Raw genomic sequence first — 15,478 nt, forward strand, 5'->3', positions numbered from 1 at the left:
TTAGTGAGCGCTCAATATCTTTCAATCCTGGGTGAACAGCGAGGTAATCTTGTTCAGCCAGCCGTGGCGTGCGGGCAGCGGTACCGCTTCCAGCAACGATTTCTGCAAGGCAAACACGCTGGGCGGTCGGTCCATGTGGTCCAAGGCCATGCAGTTGTCGATGATCTGCAGCAGGTTGCGCGAGTATCTTCCCTTGCCCAGCCTGGCTGCAGGCACCAGCTGGTCCTTCCTCACGCGCTGGTCCGCCGCTTGCGGCGCGGCCTGGAGCAGGCAGGCGTACATGCTGGCGCCTATGCTGTAGACATCGCTCCATGGGCCGAGTTGCTTGCGGTCGCCATATTGCTCGGGCGAGGCGAATCCGGGGGTATAGCTTGGCGGCAGCGCGTTGGAGGCTTCGTTGAGTGCCATGCGGGCGGAGCCGAAATCCAGCAATACCGGGGAGCCGTCCAGGCGGATATAGATGTTGGCGGGCTTGATGTCGAGGTGCAGCAGCTTTTGCGCATGCACCTCGCGCAGGCCGTTGAGCAGCTGGCTGAACACGCTGCGCAGCATGGTTTCCGGCAAGGCTGTGTCGCGCGCCAGCACGTATTCCTGCAGGGATTTGCCGCGTTCGTAGCGCATCACCATGTAGACGGTGTCATTGGCGCGGAAGAAGTTCTGCACGCGTACGATGTTCTTGTGCTCGATATTGGCCAGCGCCCGGCCTTCCTCAAAAAAGCATTTCAGCCCAAAACGGAATCCTGCGGCGGCTTCATTGGTCGGAATGCGTACCTGGTCGCCTTCCTTGCGCAGCGCGAGCATGTTGGGAAGGTATTCCTTGATGGCGACGGTGGTGTCGTTTTCCAGGTCGCGCGCGATATAGACGAAGCTGAATCCACCGGCACTGAGAAGCTTTTTGATTTCATAGCCCTGCAATTGGTAGCCTGGCGGCAGGGCAAGATTCTGGTTGGCGTGCATGTGCTGGTGAATGATGGGCGGCAAGGGTAAAACCTATAATTTGCAGGCTATTCTGTCATGAAACGCTCCGGATTTGATACCATGGGCCAAATTTAATCGGGAATTTCCATCAACATGATTTTCAGCATGACGGGTTATGCCTCGCTGGAGCAGGAGGTGAGCCATGGCGTTCTGGTGCTCGAACTGCGCTCGGTCAATCATCGCTACCTCGAGTTGCAGCTCAAGCTGGATGACAATGTGCGCATGTTCGAACCGCAGGTGCGCGAACTGATCAACCAGCGCCTCAAGCGCGGCAAGGTGGAGTGCCGCATCAGCCTGGCACATCGCGCCTCCGAACAGCGGCAGGTGCAGCTGGACGACATGGTGTTGCAGCAGCTGGCGCAGATGACCGTCAGCGTGCAACGCCACTTCCCGGAAAGCCGCCCCTTGAGCGTGGCGGACATCCTGCGCTGGCCAGGGGTGATATCGGGAGAAGGCGCGGATCACGAGGCCTTGGCAGCCGCCATTCGCGACAGCCTGCTGAAGCTGGTGCAGCAGATGACGGAAGCCCGGGCGCGCGAAGGCATCAAGCTCAAGGCGATCATCCTCGACCGCCTGGCGGAAATGGAAGGCCTGGTCGCTAGGGTGCGTCCCTTGCTGCCCGAGCAGGTGAAGATCTATCAGGAGCGCCTGTACGGCAAACTGCAGGAAGCGCTGAGTTCGGTGGATGACGAGCGTATCCGCCAGGAACTCACCATCTTCGCCCAGCGGATTGATGTGGATGAGGAGTTGAGCCGCCTGGGCGCGCATATCGAGGAAGTGAAGCGTATTCTCGAAGCAGGCAGTCCGGCAGGCAAGCAGTTGGATTTCCTCATGCAGGAACTGAACCGCGAAGCCAATACCCTGGCTTCCAAGTCTGTTTCCACCGAAGTGTCGCAAGTCGCCATGGCGCTCAAGCTACTGATCGAGCAAATGCGCGAGCAAGTGCAGAACATAGAGTAGCCGTCCGATTGTCCTGGCGCAGGCTGCTGCCTGGCCGCGAACCTCATTGATCCGGAACTTAAGCAATGCGCGATTTCAGATATTCCTTTTTCGTCACTTTCCTCTGCCTTGGGCTGGCCGCGCTCTGGGGCTATGAAATCAAGGGCGGGGTGTCCGGCATCTGGCCTGCGCTGAGCGTGGCGCTGATCCTCGGCATCATGGAAATCAGCCTGTCGTTCGACAATGCCGTGGTGAACGCCTCCATCCTCAAGGAGATGGACGAAAAATGGCGGCATATCTTCCTCACCGTGGGCATCCTGATTGCCGTGTTCGGCGTACGACTGCTGTTCCCCTTGCTGCTGGTGGCGGCGGCCACCGACCAGGGACTGCTCGAGGTAGCCGACATGGCCATCAATAATCCGGCGCTGTACGCCGACTACCTCGACGACGGCCATAACGCGATTGCGGCATTCGGCGGCTCCTTCCTGTTCCTGGTGTTCCTGAGCTTCCTGCTGGACCCGGAGAAGGAGCTGCACTGGCTGGGCCGCCTAGAAGCGGCATTCGGCAGGCTGGGCAGCCTGGAGTCCATCAAGATCATCGTCATTCTGCTGATCCTGCTGGGCTTGCAGAACTTCCTGCCCATTTCCCAGGCAGAGCGCCTGACCATCCTGCTGGCAGGGTTGAGCGGGGTGGTGCTGTATGTCGTGATCGACAGCCTGAGCGGGTTTTTCTCTTCGCAGGCCGAGGGTGACGCCTTTGCCAAGACCGCGAAGCGCAACGGGGCGATGGGGTTTCTTTACCTGGAAATTCTCGACGCCTCGTTCTCGTTCGACGGCGTGATCGGTGCGTTTGCGATCACGCGCGACGTGGTGATCATCATGCTGGGCCTGACCATAGGCGCGATGTTCGTGCGCTCCATGACCGTGCGCCTGGTGTACAAGGGCACGCTCGACAACTATGTTTACCTGGAGCACGGCGCCCACTATGCGATCGGGGTGCTCGGACTGATCATGTTCTATACCATCTACCGACCCGTGCCTGAGGTGGTGACCGGCCTCATCGGCGTGGTGTTCATCATGGCGGCCTTGTTGTCATCCATCTTCTACAGGCGCAGACTGGCGCATCGGGTCTGATTTTTTTAAGTTTGCACGACGGAACAACCATGCTATGAAAGGCAACCTATTCATTATCACCGCCCCATCAGGCGCCGGCAAAACCTCGCTGGTGCGCGCGCTGCTGGACGGTGACGAGCATATCAAGCTCTCTGTGTCCCATACCACGCGCCAGCCGCGGCCCGGCGAGGAAGACGGCGTGCACTACCACTTCGTCGAGGAAGCGAGGTTCGTGGAGTTGCTCAACCACGGCGACTTCCTCGAAAGCGCGCAAGTGCACGGCGCTTATTACGGTACATCGCAGTCGACGGTGAATTCCGTATTGGCGGAAGGGTACGACCTGATCCTGGAAATCGACTGGCAGGGCGCGCAGCAGGTGCGCAGCCAATATGCCGAAGCCATCAGCATTTTCATCCTGCCGCCTTCGATGGAAGCCCTAGAGCAGCGCCTGAACAACCGCGCGCAGGATAGCGCGGAGGTGATTGTGCGCAGGCTTGCTGCAGCGCGGGACGAGATGCGCCACGTGGCGGAATTCGACTATGTTACAATCAACGACAGGTTTGAACATGCGCTGGAAGACCTGCGAGCCATTATCCGCAGCCAGAGATTGCGGCGCGACAAGCAATTGCTGCGCTACCAGGACGTGGTGCAGAAACTGCTCTAGCCGTCTTCCGGCCCATGTAAATGTACATGACAAAATTCAGGAGATATTCGTAACATGGCACGTATTACCGTTGATGATTGTCTGGAAAAGATACCCAACCGTTTCCAGTTGACCCTTGTCGCCGCTTACCGCGCACGCCAGCTCGCCAATGGCTCGGAGCCGCTCGTGAACGCGCACGGCAGCAAGGATAAGCCCACCGTGCTGGCGCTGCGTGAAATCGCGGCTGCCAAGGTAGGCCTGGAAGTGCTTAATCGCGGACACGCCTGATCGCACAACCTTGCAGTGAATGCTAGCTGGTGATGCAGCCGGGATCATGCCAATGCACGGTCCCGGGTTGGCGACTATGTAGAATTGAGTAATTACTGGAATTTATGCCCAAGACCGCAGCCAAAAGACCAGCCGAACCAGTTTCACCCTTACCTTTGCTGCCAGCGGACAGCGAAGACTCCCAACTCACCCTGCGCCTGCGGGAATACCTCAAACAAGACGACATAGACCATATCTGGGACGCCTACCGTTTCAGCGCCGCTGCGCATGAAGGGCAGGTGCGCCGCAGCGGCGAGCCCTATGTGATTCACCCGGTCAGCGTGGCCGGCATCCTGGCCGAACTGCATCTCGATCCTCCGACTTTGATCGCGGCCTTGCTGCACGACGTGGTGGAGGATACCGGCGTCACCAAGCAGGAAATCGGCGAGAAATTCGGCAAACAGGTGGCCGAGCTAGTGGACGGATTGTCCAAGCTCGACAAGATCGAATTCCAGAGCGCGACCCAGGCGCAGGCGGAGAATTTCCGCAAAATGCTGCTGGCGATGTCGCAGGACGTGCGCGTGATCCTGGTCAAGCTTGCCGACCGCTTGCACAACATGAGCACGCTCGATGTCATGAAGCCGGAGAAGCAGCGGCGCATCGCGCGTGAAACGCTGGATATCTACGCGCCGATTGCCAACCGGCTCGGGCTCAACGAGATTTACCAGACGCTGGAAGACCTGAGCTTCAAGTATCTCTATCCGATGCGCCACCGCGTGATTTCCAAGGCGGTCATGGCGGCGCGCGGCAACCGCAAGGAAGTGGTCGGCAAGATCCTCGACGCCATCAACCAGCGCCTGAAAGACCAGCATATCGATGCCGATGTGACCGGGCGCGAAAAGCACCTTTACAGCATCTACAAGAAAATGACGGGCAAGACCGTCACCTTTTCGCAGATCTACGATATCTACGGCTTCCGCGTCATCGTGCGCGACCTGCCGACCTGTTACGCCGCGCTAGGCGTGCTGCACGGGCTATACAAGCCGATTCCCGGCAAGTTTAAGGACTATATCGCCATCCCCAAGGCCAACGGCTACCAGTCGTTGCATACGACGTTGTTCGGCCCGTTCGGCACGCCGATCGAAATCCAGATCCGCAGCCGCGAAATGCACAACATCGCCGATGCGGGGGTTGCCGCGCACTGGCTCTACAAGACCACTGATGCCCACCTGACGGCCTTGCAGCAGCAAACGCACCAATGGCTGCAGCGCCTGCTGGACATCCAGAGCGAGAGCACCGACTCGCTCGAGTTTCTCGAACATTTCAAGGTCGACCTGTTCCCGGACGAGGTCTACGTCTTCACGCCCAAGGGCACCATCATGGCATTGCCCAAGGGGGCCACTGCCGTCGATTTCGCCTATGCGGTGCATACCGACATCGGCAACCGCTGCGTGGCGGTGAAGATCAACCAGGAACTCGCTCCCTTGCGGACCGAGCTGCACAACGGCGACCATGTCGAGATCATCACCGCCGCCCATGCGCACCCCAACCCCGCATGGCTCAATTACGTGCTGACCGGCAAGGCGCGCGCCCATATCCGGCACTATCTCAAATCCATGCAGTCCACCGAGTCGGCATTGCTGGGCGAGCGCATGCTCAACCAGGCGCTGCGCGCCCTGCACGCCAACCCCATCACGATTGATGATCCTGCCTGGCAGCGCCTGGTGCGGGATTATGGCGCGAAGAGCAAGGACGAAATCCTCGCGGACATCGGCATGGGCAAGCGCCTGAACGTCATGGTGGCGCACCAGTTGATGGCGCAGGCAGGGCAGCAGGAAGCCGTGGCGGAGCAGCAGAAGGTGCCTGCCAAGGTGCTGGACACCATCACCATCCGCGGCTCCGAGGGCATGGCGGTGCAGTTCGCGCAATGCTGCCGCCCCATTCCCGGCGATCCCATCCTGGGCTTCATCAACAAGGACAAGGGGCTGGTGATCCATACCCACGATTGTCCGGCAATCCGCAAATTCCGCCTCGATCCCGACAAGTGGCTGGACGTGGAATGGGACCCGCAGGGGCACAGGCTGTACAAGGTCAGCCTCAAGCTGGTGGTGGCGAACCGCCGCGGCATGCTGGCGAAGATCGCCTCAGGCATTGCCGAGGCCGGCTCGAATATCGACAATGTCAGCATGGAAGAGGCGGACAACAGCACCTACACCAACATGAACTTCACCGTGCAGGTGGAGAACCGCGTGCACCTGGCCGAGCTGATGCGGCGCCTGCGCAAGATTCCGGATGTGGTGCGCATCAACCGCGTCAAGGGTTCCGGGGCCGAGCAGCGGATTCAGTAGCGTCACTTTTCAACCAATAATACTTCAACCAATCGAGTTTTCAGGAGAGATACATGGCCAAGCAAATCATCCATACCGATGGCGCCCCCCAGGCGATCGGCACCTATTCCCAGGCAGTCAAGGTCAACGGCAGCACCGTCTACCTGTCCGGCCAGATCGGCCTTGACCCTGCGACCATGGAGTTGGTGGATGGCATCGAGGCGCAAGTCCACCGCGTATTCAAGAACCTCAAGGCCGTGGCGGAAGCCGCCGGCGGCTCGCTCGCTGACGTGGTCAAGCTCAATATCTTCCTGACCGACCTCTCCCACTTTGCGCTGGTGAACACCATCATGACGGAATACTTCACCCAGCCTTATCCTGCCCGCGCAGCGGTCGGCGTGGCGCAGCTGCCGCGCAACGCGCTGGTGGAAGCCGATGGCGTGCTGGAGATTGGCGCCTAAGCACGATGACTTTCCTGGCGTGTTGCTTGCTTGCGCTTGTATCGAGTGCCCAGCAATGCCGCCAGAGTCGCTTGACCGATTTTCCTGCCTGCTCATGACATATTGAGCGACTCAGCCAGGATCAATAACTTCCCAGGATCATGGCGTCAAAACTACCCGCCAACAGCAAGCTCGACGGCATTAAAGGCATGACCCCTGCGTTGCAGGGGCGGCTTGCCAAGCTTGGCATCCTCAATTGCCAGGGCCTGCTGCTGCACATGCCCCTGCGCTACCTCGACGAAACCCGCATCACGGCGATCCGTGACCTGCATACCGGCGAGCAGGCCCAGGTGCAGGGCGAGATCGTGCATACCGAGGTGCAATACCGTCCGCGAAAAGCACTGATTTGCCGGTTGCGCGACGACACGGGGCAGCTGGTGCTGCGTTTCCTGAATTTCTACCCCAGCCAGGTCGCCAGCCTGAAGGAAGGGCGGCATATCCGCGCCTTCGGCGAAGTGCGCGGCGGCTTCTTCGGCTGGGAAATGGTGCATCCGCAGTGCAAACAGGTGGAAGAGGATGCGCCGGTTGCCGAGGCATTGACGCCGTTTTACCCCACCACGGCAGGCTTGAGCCAGGCCGCGTTGCGCAAATGGATATCCTGGGCATTGGAGCAGGTGGATACCGCGGAAATCCTGCCGCAGGAGATATACCGCGGACTTTCCTTGCCGGGATTCGCGGAAAGCCTGCACCTCCTGCACCATCCGGCACCAGAGGCGGCGCTGCGTAGCCTGGAATCCCGCGACCATCCTGCATGGCGGCGGCTGGCCTTTGATGAATTGCTCGCGCAGCAGCTTTCCATGCGCAAGCATCATGCGCGCCGCAGGCACCAGGGTGCGCCTGCACTGCCGCCGTCCCGCACCCTGGTCACCGCCTTGCTGCGCAGCCTGCCGTTCGTCCTGACCCAGGCTCAGCAGCGTGTCGCCGTTGAGATTGGCCGCGACCTGGAACAGCCGCACCCCATGCAGCGTCTGTTGCAGGGCGATGTCGGCAGCGGCAAGACCATAGTCGCCGCGATGGCGGCGTTGCAGGCGATTGAAAACGGCTGGCAGGCGGCCATCATGGCGCCGACGGAAATCCTCGCCGAGCAGCATTGCCAGAAGATGCAGGCCTGGCTGGCGCCCTTGGGCATACGGGTGGCCTGGCTGTCCGGCAGCCAGGGCAAGAAGGAGCGGCGCGAGATGATGACCGCTGTGGAAAATGGCGAGGCGCAGCTCGTGATCGGCACCCATGCCTTGTTCCAGGATCAGGTGATATTCCAGCGGCTGGCGCTCGCCATCGTCGACGAGCAGCACCGCTTTGGCGTGCAGCAGCGCCTTTCATTGCGGCAGAAAGGCGTGCAGCCGCATCAACTCATGATGAGCGCCACGCCGATTCCGCGCACCTTGTCCATGAGCTACTTTGCCGACCTCGATGTGTCGGTGATCGACGAGCTGCCGCCCGGGCGCACGCCCATCGTGACCCGTCTGGTATCCGGTGCCAGGCGGGACGAAGTGCTGGAGCGCGTGCAGCATGCATGCATGGAAGGCCGGCAGGCTTATTGGGTCTGCCCCTTGATAGAGGAATCCGAGGCATTGCAATTGCAGACCGTGACCGAAACCTACGAGAGCTTGCGCGAGACTTTCCCGCAGTTGCGGGTGGGGTTGGTGCATGGCCGCATGAAGCCTGCCGAGAAGCAGGCCGTGATGGCCGCATTCAGCGCAGGCGAAACCCAGCTGCTGGTGGCGACTACCGTGATCGAGGTGGGCGTGGATGTGCCCAATGCCAGCCTGATGGTGATCGAGCATGCCGAGCGCATGGGCCTGGCACAATTGCACCAATTGCGCGGCCGTGTCGGGCGCGGCGCTGCCAAGAGCAGCTGCATCCTGCTCTACCAGGACGGCAAGCTCTCGGAAACGGCGCGCGCGCGCCTGAAAATCATCTACGAGTCCAGCGATGGCTTCGCCATTGCCCAGGCTGACCTCGCATTGCGCGGACCGGGGGAGTTCATGGGGGTACGGCAGAGCGGGGTACCCATGCTGAGGATCGCCGACCTGGAGCGGGACCAGGACTTGCTGGAAGCCGCGCGCGATATCGCGGCAGGATTGCTGGAGAAAGCGCCGCAGGCGGCAGACGCCCACTTGGCACGCTGGCTCGGCCATGCGGAAGAATTGGTCAAAGTCTGAGATAATCGGCCGGTGAAAGTCTTTGCCCATTTTCCGCAGATGCGAGACCGCTGGCTCAAGCAGGCCGTAGGCTCCCGGCATTACCGTCCCTGGCTCGCTGAGCGCGGTTCGCTGACTCGGCGCTTGCAGCAGCATAGCAGGCAGTTTGCGGTGCAACCTTTGCGCCTGGCCAGGAAAAAGCCGCCTTTTGCTGAGGCGCAATTATTGCAGGTGCTGCCTCGAAGGCATACCTTGCTGCGTGACGTCATATTGCGTTGCGACGGCGAAGCGGTGGTGTTTGCGCATAGCCTATTGCCCCAACAAGCTATGCGGGGCGCCTGGCGCGGACTGGGCCGCCTGGGAGCGCACTCGCTCGGCAGCGCCTTGTTTGCGGATCCGCGCATGTGCCGCGGTGCATTGCAGTACAAGAAACTTTCATCCCGGCATTTTCTCTACCGCCTGGCAGCTGCGTACATTCCCTCGATTGGCGGGCCGATATGGGCAAGGCGCTCGGTCTTCAGGTTGGGGAAGAAGGCAGTGCTGGTGACTGAGTTGTTCCTGCCTGCCGTGTTGAAACTGCATGTGGAAGCTGAATAGGGCAGACTGTTTAAAAATGAATAACCCATCCCTTAGGCAAAAGCTCCAAGCCTATTACCGCCTGACCCGGCTGGATAAGCCCATCGGCATCCTGCTGCTGCTCTGGCCCACCTTGTGGGGCATATGGCTGGCAAGCCCGGGCTGGCCTGACGGCCTGGTATTGTTCGTATTCATTGCCGGTACTGTGTTGATGCGTTCGGCGGGCTGCGTCATGAACGACCTGGCCGACCGCAATTTCGACGGCCATGTGGAGCGCACCCGCCAGCGCCCGCTGGTGACCGGCGACGTAAGCGCGAAGGAAGCCGTTTTGCTGGCGATGGCATTGAGCCTGGCCGCATTTGTCCTGGTGCTGCAGCTCAACGCTCTGGTGGTGGCCTTGTCTTTCCCGGCTTTGTTCCTGGCCGCCAGCTACCCGCTGACCAAGCGCTTCCTCTCCATCCCGCAGGCTTATCTCGGCATTGCTTTCGGCTTCGGCATCCCGATGGCGTTTGCGGCCGTCACGGGCCGATTGCCGCTGGATGCCTGGATACTGCTGCTTGCCAATGTGTTCTGGGCTGTGGCCTATGACACCGAATATGCCATGGTGGACCGCAACGACGACCTCAAGATCGGCATCAGATCCTCGGCCATTTTCTTCGGCAGGCTGGACATCTTCGCCGTCATGGCATGCTACGGCGTTTTCCTGGTGTTGATGGCCTGGACGGGAGTGCGCCTTCAGCAATCCTGGCCGTATTTTGCCGGGCTGGCGGCCGCGGCGCTCATCGCCCTGTATCATTATGCGTTGATCCGCGGACGTGATCGCACGTCTTGTTTCAAGGCGTTCCTGCACAACAATTGGCTTGGCGCTGCCATCTTCGCTGGAGTGCTGGCAAGCGATTATCTTTAAGCATGCATTTTAAGTGTCTATGAAGATTGAAAAATCTAGCTCGGAAATGTTTGACAAAGCGTAAGGGCTTGACATACAATCCGCCTCTTAATTTTTTCAGCGAATATTGGTTTGTCCGATGAAGACCTTTTCTGCAAAAGCGCATGAAGTAAAGCGCGACTGGTTCGTAGTTGATGCTACGGATTTGGTGCTGGGCCGTTTGGCGAGTGAAATTGCGCACCGCCTGCGTGGCAAGCATAAGACTATTTACACACCGCACGTGGATACGGGCGATTATATCGTTGTGATCAATGCCGACAAGATCAAGGTAACCGGCAACAAGGCGCTGGACAAGAAGTACCACCGCCACAGTGGTTACCCAGGCGGTATCTCCACAACAACTTTTGGCAAGATGCAAGAGCGTTTCCCAGGCCGCGCCCTGGAAAAGGCTGTCAAGGGTATGCTGCCTAAGGGCCCGCTGGGTTATGCGATGTTCCGCAAGCTCAAGGTCTACGCTGGCGAAAAGCATGACCATGTTGCACAACAGCCGCAACCATTGGTAATCCAAAGTCAAGCGTAAGGATAAGCAGCGATGATTGGTAAATATAACTACGGTACTGGCCGCCGCAAGAGTTCGGTAGCTCGTGTCTTCTTGAAGTCCGGTAGCGGTAACATCGTTGTTAACGACAAGCCTGCTGACGAATATTTCTCCCGCGTGACTTCACGCATGATTCTGCGCCAGCCATTGGCTCTGACCGAAAACGAAGCCAGCTTCGACATTCTGGTCAACGTGACTGGCGGCGGCGAGTCCGGCCAAGCCGGTGCAGTGCGCCACGGTATCACCCGTGCGCTGATCGATTACGATGCTGCTCTGAAGAGCGCCCTGTCCAAGGCAGGTTTCGTGACTCGTGATGCACGTGAAGTTGAGCGTAAGAAGGTCGGCCTCCGCAAGGCGCGCCGCCGTAAGCAATTCTCCAAGCGCTAAGCTTTACTGTTGTCGTATTATCGAAAAAGCCGCACTTGTTGCGGCTTTTTTGTTTTGGCGGTTTTCAAAATGCTTTGGGGTTTTGTTACTATAGATTTTCTGTGGATATGCCCTGCGGCATACGGAAGGTAAGTTCAGGTGATGCAAAGCAAAAAGATAAAAGTTGGCATTGTCGGTGGTACAGGGTATACCGGCGTTGAGTTGTTGCGCTTGTTGGCCTTGCATCCGCATGTGGAATTGAACGTTATTACTTCGCGCGGCGAAGCCGGGCTGCCGGTTGCGGATATGTTTCCCAGCCTGCGCGGGCGCGTAGGCCTTGTCTTCACCGATCCTGCCCAGGCCGACCTGTCACAGTGCGACGTGGTGTTCTTTGCTACGCCGCATGGCGTGGCCATGAGCCAGGCGCAAGCGCTGGTGGCGGCAGGAGTGAAGGTGATCGATCTCGCAGCGGACTTCCGGCTGCAGGATACGGCGGTATTCGAGAAATGGTACAAGCTGCCGCACGGCTGTCCGGATATCCTGGCTGATGCCGTATATGGCATTCCTGAGCTGTATCGTGAAAAAGTGCGTTCCGCCCAGGTGATCGGCAATCCCGGATGCTATCCGACGACCGTATTGCTGGGACTGGCGCCGCTGCTGGAGCAAGGGTTGATTGATTTATCCGTCCCCATCGTCTCGGACTCCAAATCGGGCGTTTCCGGCGCCGGCAGAAAAGCGGAGGTCGCCACTTTGTTTGCGGAAGCCAGCGACAACATGAAAGCCTATGGCGTCGCCGGGCACCGGCACCATCCTGAGATTCTTGCGCAATTGCAGCAGTTGGCTGGCACCTCGCTGCAATTTATTTTTGTGCCCCACCTGGTCCCGCTGATTCGTGGCATGCTGTCCACCATCTACGTCAAGTTGTCAGCCCAGGGGCTGAAGACAGACATTCAGGCCTTGTATGAGGCGCGATACCAGCACGAGCCGTTCGTGGATGTCCTGCCTCCAGGCAGTTTGCCGGAAACGCGTACGGTTCGCGGTGGCAACCAATTGCGCCTGGCATTGCACCCGCAGCCGGATAGCGGCTACCTGACGGTGATCGCGGTGCAGGATAACCTGGTCAAAGGGGCGGCGGGACAAGCGGTGCAAAATATGAACATCATGTTCGGGCTTGATGAACGGGCAGGGCTGGAAATCGTGCCTTTGCTGCCTTGATTGACCGATGAAACGCATCTCGCGCCGCGTCAAGCGTCACTTCCATAAGCCGACCAAGCCGGTGACGGTTAAATCCCATCGTGCTTGGTATTGGCAATTACTGGGAATCATAGTTCTGGTCGTGATTGGCTATGCGCTTGCTTACTGGCGGCTGAGCGCGACAGGCACGCTGGCGTTGACGCTCGAGTCCGAACCCACCAGGAAGGAGCTCATGAGCCGGACTGTCCTGGCAGAGCGGCAGCTACAAGTGCAGCGGACGGCGCAAGAAAAGCTCGCGCATGATTTCGAACAGGTGCAGGACGAGCTGATGAAGCTGAAAGAGGACTTGGCTTTCTATAAAAGCATGCAGAACGGCGATTCCGCCGCCAAGAATGTGAAACTCACGCGCTTGTTTGTGGAAAAAGCCAAGGAGCCCGGCCATTATCAATACCACCTGGTGCTCTCTCAACAAGGCAACGCCAGCAAGCCGGTACAAGGCAATCTGAGCTTTATCCTGCAAGGCAGGAACCAGCAAGGCCAGCCGGTCAAGCTTCCGCTGCTCCTGCAGCCTGCCAACAGCAACCAGGCAAAAGTGAATTTCCGCTATTATCAGCGCCTAGACGGCAGTTTCGCGCTGCCGGAAGACGTCACGGCTGAGGAATTGGAACTCAGCTTCCTTGAAACGGGGGCTAAACAGCCCAATATCAGTCAAAAGGTGGAGTTGCCTGGATAACGCTGGCCACCCTCCTGAATAAAGGTATACGCATGTTCTTGAAGAGCAAGAATAAACCCCAAAGCCGTATTGATACCTTGGTCAGTACCGATACGCGCATTGAAGGCAACATTACATTCAGCGGTGGTTTGCGCGTGGATGGCCAGATCAAGGGCGATGTAAGCGAGCTGCCCGGCACCCCCAGTACGCTGGTATTGAGCGAACAGGGCCGCATTGAAGGGGCGGTGACCGTGGCGCGGATAGTATTGAATGGCGAGGTGCGCGGCCCGGTGCGCTCAAGCCACTATCTTGAACTGCTCGCCAAATCCAGGATTACCGGTGACGTGCATTACAAATCATTGGAAATCCATACCGGCGCCATTATTGAGGGTCAGCTGGTGTATATCGGTGATGCTGCCAAGAAAGAAACTTCTCTCGTTCCAGAGGTCAAAGATTGACCGTGGGAGTTTCGAGCAGGATAATGAATTCAATTAGTTTAAGGAGTTACTAACCATGAACGCAGTGACGGAAGAAATCCCAAGCCCATTAATCTTTACCGATAATGCGGCGCGCAAGGTAAAGGAGTTAATCGATGAGGAAGGCTCGCCGGATCTCAAGCTGCGCGTGTTCGTGAGCGGTGGCGGTTGTTCTGGGTTCCAGTACGGCTTCACCTTTGAGGAAATCATCAATGAGGATGATACGACCGTCGACAAGGACGGGGTCACATTGCTGATTGATCCGATGAGCCTGCAATACCTGGTGGGTGCCGAGATCGACTATCAGGACAGCCTGCAAGGCTCCCAGTTCGTCATCCGCAATCCCAATGCCACAACGACTTGTGGTTGCGGATCGTCTTTTTCCGCTTAAGCAGGGCGTATAAAATAAAAAGGGGCCATTGGCCCCTTTTTATTTTGCCTATGCGGTTTTAACGCTGGCCTAGCGGGATAAAGTCACGGCGCTCTGAGCCGGTATAAAGCTGGCGCGGACGGCCGATCTTGGAACCGGGATCGGACATCATCTCATTCCATTGGGCAACCCAGCCGACGGTACGCGCCAAGGCGAAGATGGCCGTGAACATGGAGTTCGGGATGCCCATCGCGCGCATGACGATACCGGAATAGAAATCCACATTCGGATAAAGCTGCCGGCTGACAAAATATTCGTCTTCCAGCGCAATCTTTTCCAGTTCCAGCGCAAGCTTGAACATGGGGTCGTCGTGCAGCCCAAGCTCATCGAGAACCTGGTGGCAGGTCTGGCGCATGATGGCGGCGCGCGGGTCCATGTTGCGGTAGACGCGGTGGCCGAAACCCATCAGACGGAACGAATCGGTCTTGTCCTTGGCGCGCTTGATGTATTCCCCGATGCGGCTCACGTCGCCGATCTCTTCCAGCATCTTCAGGGTGGCTTCATTGGCGCCGCCGTGAGCAGGCCCCCATAGCGAGGCAATGCCTGCGGCGACGCAGGCGAACGGGTTGGCGCCGCTGGAGCCGGCCAAGCGCACCGTGGAGGTCGAGGCATTCTGCTCATGGTCTGCATGCAGGATAAGGATGCGCTCGAATGCTTTTGCCAGCACAGGGTTGGGCTCGTAGTCTTCGCAGGGCGTGGCGAACATCATGTGCATGAAGTTTTCCGCATAGTTGAAACGGTTCCTCGGGTACATGAAAGGCTGGCCGATGTTGTACTTATAGCTCCAGGCGGCAATCGTGGGCACCTTGGCCAGCAGGCGGTGCGCCGCGAATTCGCGGTTCTTCGGGTCGCTGACATCGATCGCTTCATGATAGAAGGCGGACATGGAGCCGACCACGCCGACCATGACTGCCATCGGGTGAGCATCGCGGCGGAAGCCGCGGAAGATGTGCGTGAGCTGGTCGTGCACCATGCTATGGCGCGTAATGGTGTTGGTGAACTTGGCTTTCTGCTCGGCATCGGGCAATTCGCCATGCATCAGCAGGTAGCAAACTTCCATGAAGTCGGAGTGTTCGGCCAACTGCTCGATGGGATAGCCGCGGTAAAACAGCAAGCCTTTTTCACCGTCGATGTAAGTGATATTGGAATCACACGAAGCCGTCGACAGGAAGCCGGGGTCGTAGGTGAAATAGCCATGCTTGCCCAAGGAGCGGATGTCGATGACGCTGGGTCCCAGCTTGCCCGGCAGAATAGGCAGTTCGATTGGCGCGGAACCATCATCGAAAGTAAGGGTGACTTTGCTTGGTTTCATAATTCTGGAGTCAAGATGGTT

17 protein-coding genes are annotated in these 15,478 nt (G+C 58.7%); 15 read left to right on the forward strand and 2 right to left on the reverse strand.

Annotated elements, in window-relative coordinates; genetic code table 11:
- Positions 1-21: 21 nt before the first annotated feature.
- On the reverse strand, positions 22-957 hold the full coding sequence (locus tag ACWXTG_RS11090) for a serine/threonine protein kinase (protein ID WP_480221233.1): 936 nt from the start codon (positions 955-957) through the stop codon (positions 22-24).
- 114 nt (positions 958-1,071) lie between these two features.
- Between ACWXTG_RS11090 and ACWXTG_RS11095 the strand changes: the two genes are divergently transcribed.
- From ACWXTG_RS11095 to erpA, 15 genes are all read left to right on the forward strand, one after another.
- Positions 1,072-1,938, forward strand: a complete 867-nt coding sequence (locus tag ACWXTG_RS11095; protein ID WP_480219925.1) for a YicC/YloC family endoribonuclease — start codon at positions 1,072-1,074, stop codon at positions 1,936-1,938.
- A gap of 65 nt (positions 1,939-2,003) precedes the next feature.
- Entirely contained in the window at positions 2,004-3,050 is a 1,047-nt protein-coding gene (locus ACWXTG_RS11100; RefSeq protein WP_480219926.1) for a DUF475 domain-containing protein, read from the forward strand.
- A gap of 34 nt (positions 3,051-3,084) precedes the next feature.
- Positions 3,085-3,693, forward strand: a complete 609-nt coding sequence (gmk, locus tag ACWXTG_RS11105) for a guanylate kinase (protein WP_407993529.1) — start codon at positions 3,085-3,087, stop codon at positions 3,691-3,693.
- Between the two features lie 54 nt (positions 3,694-3,747).
- Positions 3,748-3,960 carry a DNA-directed RNA polymerase subunit omega gene (gene rpoZ / locus ACWXTG_RS11110; protein ID WP_309566036.1) on the forward strand — a complete coding sequence of 71 codons (213 nt, stop codon included), beginning with the start codon at positions 3,748-3,750 and terminating at the stop codon, positions 3,958-3,960.
- A 104-nt stretch (positions 3,961-4,064) separates the two neighbouring features.
- Positions 4,065-6,287: a RelA/SpoT family protein gene (locus ACWXTG_RS11115; protein WP_309566037.1), complete on the forward strand. Its 2,223-nt coding sequence runs from the start codon at positions 4,065-4,067 to the stop codon at positions 6,285-6,287.
- A 53-nt stretch (positions 6,288-6,340) separates the two neighbouring features.
- Positions 6,341-6,727, forward strand: coding sequence for a RidA family protein (locus ACWXTG_RS11120; protein WP_480219927.1), 387 nt, complete (start codon positions 6,341-6,343; stop codon positions 6,725-6,727).
- Positions 6,728-6,867: 140 nt separating this feature from the next.
- Positions 6,868-8,928: an ATP-dependent DNA helicase RecG gene (gene recG, locus ACWXTG_RS11125; protein WP_480219928.1), complete on the forward strand. Its 2,061-nt coding sequence runs from the start codon at positions 6,868-6,870 to the stop codon at positions 8,926-8,928.
- Positions 8,929-8,940: 12 nt separating this feature from the next.
- Complete coding sequence (locus ACWXTG_RS11130; RefSeq protein WP_480219929.1) at positions 8,941-9,504, forward strand: chorismate--pyruvate lyase family protein; 564 nt, start codon at positions 8,941-8,943, stop codon at positions 9,502-9,504.
- Between the two features lie 16 nt (positions 9,505-9,520).
- Positions 9,521-10,390 (forward strand): 4-hydroxybenzoate octaprenyltransferase, encoded by an 870-nt coding sequence (gene ubiA, locus ACWXTG_RS11135; RefSeq protein WP_480219930.1) that lies wholly within the window; start codon positions 9,521-9,523, stop codon positions 10,388-10,390.
- Positions 10,391-10,508: 118 nt separating this feature from the next.
- The gene (rplM, locus tag ACWXTG_RS11140; RefSeq protein WP_025872981.1) at positions 10,509-10,949 is read left to right on the forward strand and encodes a 50S ribosomal protein L13; all 441 of its coding nucleotides are present in this window, start codon (positions 10,509-10,511) and stop codon (positions 10,947-10,949) included.
- Positions 10,950-10,961: 12 nt separating this feature from the next.
- Positions 10,962-11,354 (forward strand): 30S ribosomal protein S9, encoded by a 393-nt coding sequence (gene rpsI, locus ACWXTG_RS11145; protein ID WP_230348300.1) that lies wholly within the window; start codon positions 10,962-10,964, stop codon positions 11,352-11,354.
- A gap of 141 nt (positions 11,355-11,495) precedes the next feature.
- Positions 11,496-12,548, forward strand: coding sequence for an N-acetyl-gamma-glutamyl-phosphate reductase (gene argC / locus ACWXTG_RS11150; RefSeq protein WP_309566042.1), 1,053 nt, complete (start codon positions 11,496-11,498; stop codon positions 12,546-12,548).
- A gap of 7 nt (positions 12,549-12,555) precedes the next feature.
- A complete protein-coding gene (locus ACWXTG_RS11155) occupies positions 12,556-13,260 on the forward strand; it encodes a DUF6776 family protein (protein ID WP_480219931.1) in 705 nt (234 codons plus the stop codon).
- 32 nt (positions 13,261-13,292) lie between these two features.
- Entirely contained in the window at positions 13,293-13,697 is a 405-nt protein-coding gene (locus tag ACWXTG_RS11160) for a bactofilin family protein (RefSeq protein ID WP_309566044.1), read from the forward strand.
- A 55-nt stretch (positions 13,698-13,752) separates the two neighbouring features.
- Complete coding sequence (erpA, locus tag ACWXTG_RS11165) at positions 13,753-14,106, forward strand: iron-sulfur cluster insertion protein ErpA (RefSeq protein ID WP_309566045.1); 354 nt, start codon at positions 13,753-13,755, stop codon at positions 14,104-14,106.
- A 58-nt stretch (positions 14,107-14,164) separates the two neighbouring features.
- Here erpA and gltA read toward each other — a convergent pair whose 3' ends face one another.
- Positions 14,165-15,457, reverse strand: coding sequence for a citrate synthase (gene gltA, locus ACWXTG_RS11170; protein ID WP_309566046.1), 1,293 nt, complete (start codon positions 15,455-15,457; stop codon positions 14,165-14,167).
- Between the last annotated feature and the right edge of the window lie 21 nt (positions 15,458-15,478).

The organism is Methylobacillus sp. DLP286, from assembly GCF_056636515.1.

Excerpts from the sequence above, each read along its gene's own strand:
- ACWXTG_RS11155 (WP_480219931.1), top strand. The coding sequence starts at position 12,556 with ATGAAACGCATCTCGCGCCGCGTCAAGCGTCACTTCCATAAGCCGACC.
- erpA (WP_309566045.1), top strand. The coding sequence starts at position 13,753 with ATGAACGCAGTGACGGAAGAAATCCCAAGCCCATTAATCTTTACCGAT.
- ACWXTG_RS11090 (WP_480221233.1), bottom strand. The coding sequence starts at position 957 with ATGCACGCCAACCAGAATCTTGCCCTGCCGCCAGGCTACCAATTGCAG.
- ACWXTG_RS11120 (WP_480219927.1), top strand. The coding sequence starts at position 6,341 with ATGGCCAAGCAAATCATCCATACCGATGGCGCCCCCCAGGCGATCGGC.
- recG (WP_480219928.1), top strand. The coding sequence starts at position 6,868 with ATGGCGTCAAAACTACCCGCCAACAGCAAGCTCGACGGCATTAAAGGC.
- gltA (WP_309566046.1), bottom strand. The coding sequence starts at position 15,457 with ATGAAACCAAGCAAAGTCACCCTTACTTTCGATGATGGTTCCGCGCCA.
- ACWXTG_RS11100 (WP_480219926.1), top strand. The coding sequence starts at position 2,004 with ATGCGCGATTTCAGATATTCCTTTTTCGTCACTTTCCTCTGCCTTGGG.
- rpoZ (WP_309566036.1), top strand. The coding sequence starts at position 3,748 with ATGGCACGTATTACCGTTGATGATTGTCTGGAAAAGATACCCAACCGT.
- gmk (WP_407993529.1), top strand. The coding sequence starts at position 3,085 with ATGAAAGGCAACCTATTCATTATCACCGCCCCATCAGGCGCCGGCAAA.
- ACWXTG_RS11160 (WP_309566044.1), top strand. The coding sequence starts at position 13,293 with ATGTTCTTGAAGAGCAAGAATAAACCCCAAAGCCGTATTGATACCTTG.
- ACWXTG_RS11115 (WP_309566037.1), top strand. The coding sequence starts at position 4,065 with ATGCCCAAGACCGCAGCCAAAAGACCAGCCGAACCAGTTTCACCCTTA.
- ACWXTG_RS11095 (WP_480219925.1), top strand. The coding sequence starts at position 1,072 with ATGATTTTCAGCATGACGGGTTATGCCTCGCTGGAGCAGGAGGTGAGC.
- rpsI (WP_230348300.1), top strand. The coding sequence starts at position 10,962 with ATGATTGGTAAATATAACTACGGTACTGGCCGCCGCAAGAGTTCGGTA.
- argC (WP_309566042.1), top strand. The coding sequence starts at position 11,496 with ATGCAAAGCAAAAAGATAAAAGTTGGCATTGTCGGTGGTACAGGGTAT.
- ubiA (WP_480219930.1), top strand. The coding sequence starts at position 9,521 with ATGAATAACCCATCCCTTAGGCAAAAGCTCCAAGCCTATTACCGCCTG.
- rplM (WP_025872981.1), top strand. The coding sequence starts at position 10,509 with ATGAAGACCTTTTCTGCAAAAGCGCATGAAGTAAAGCGCGACTGGTTC.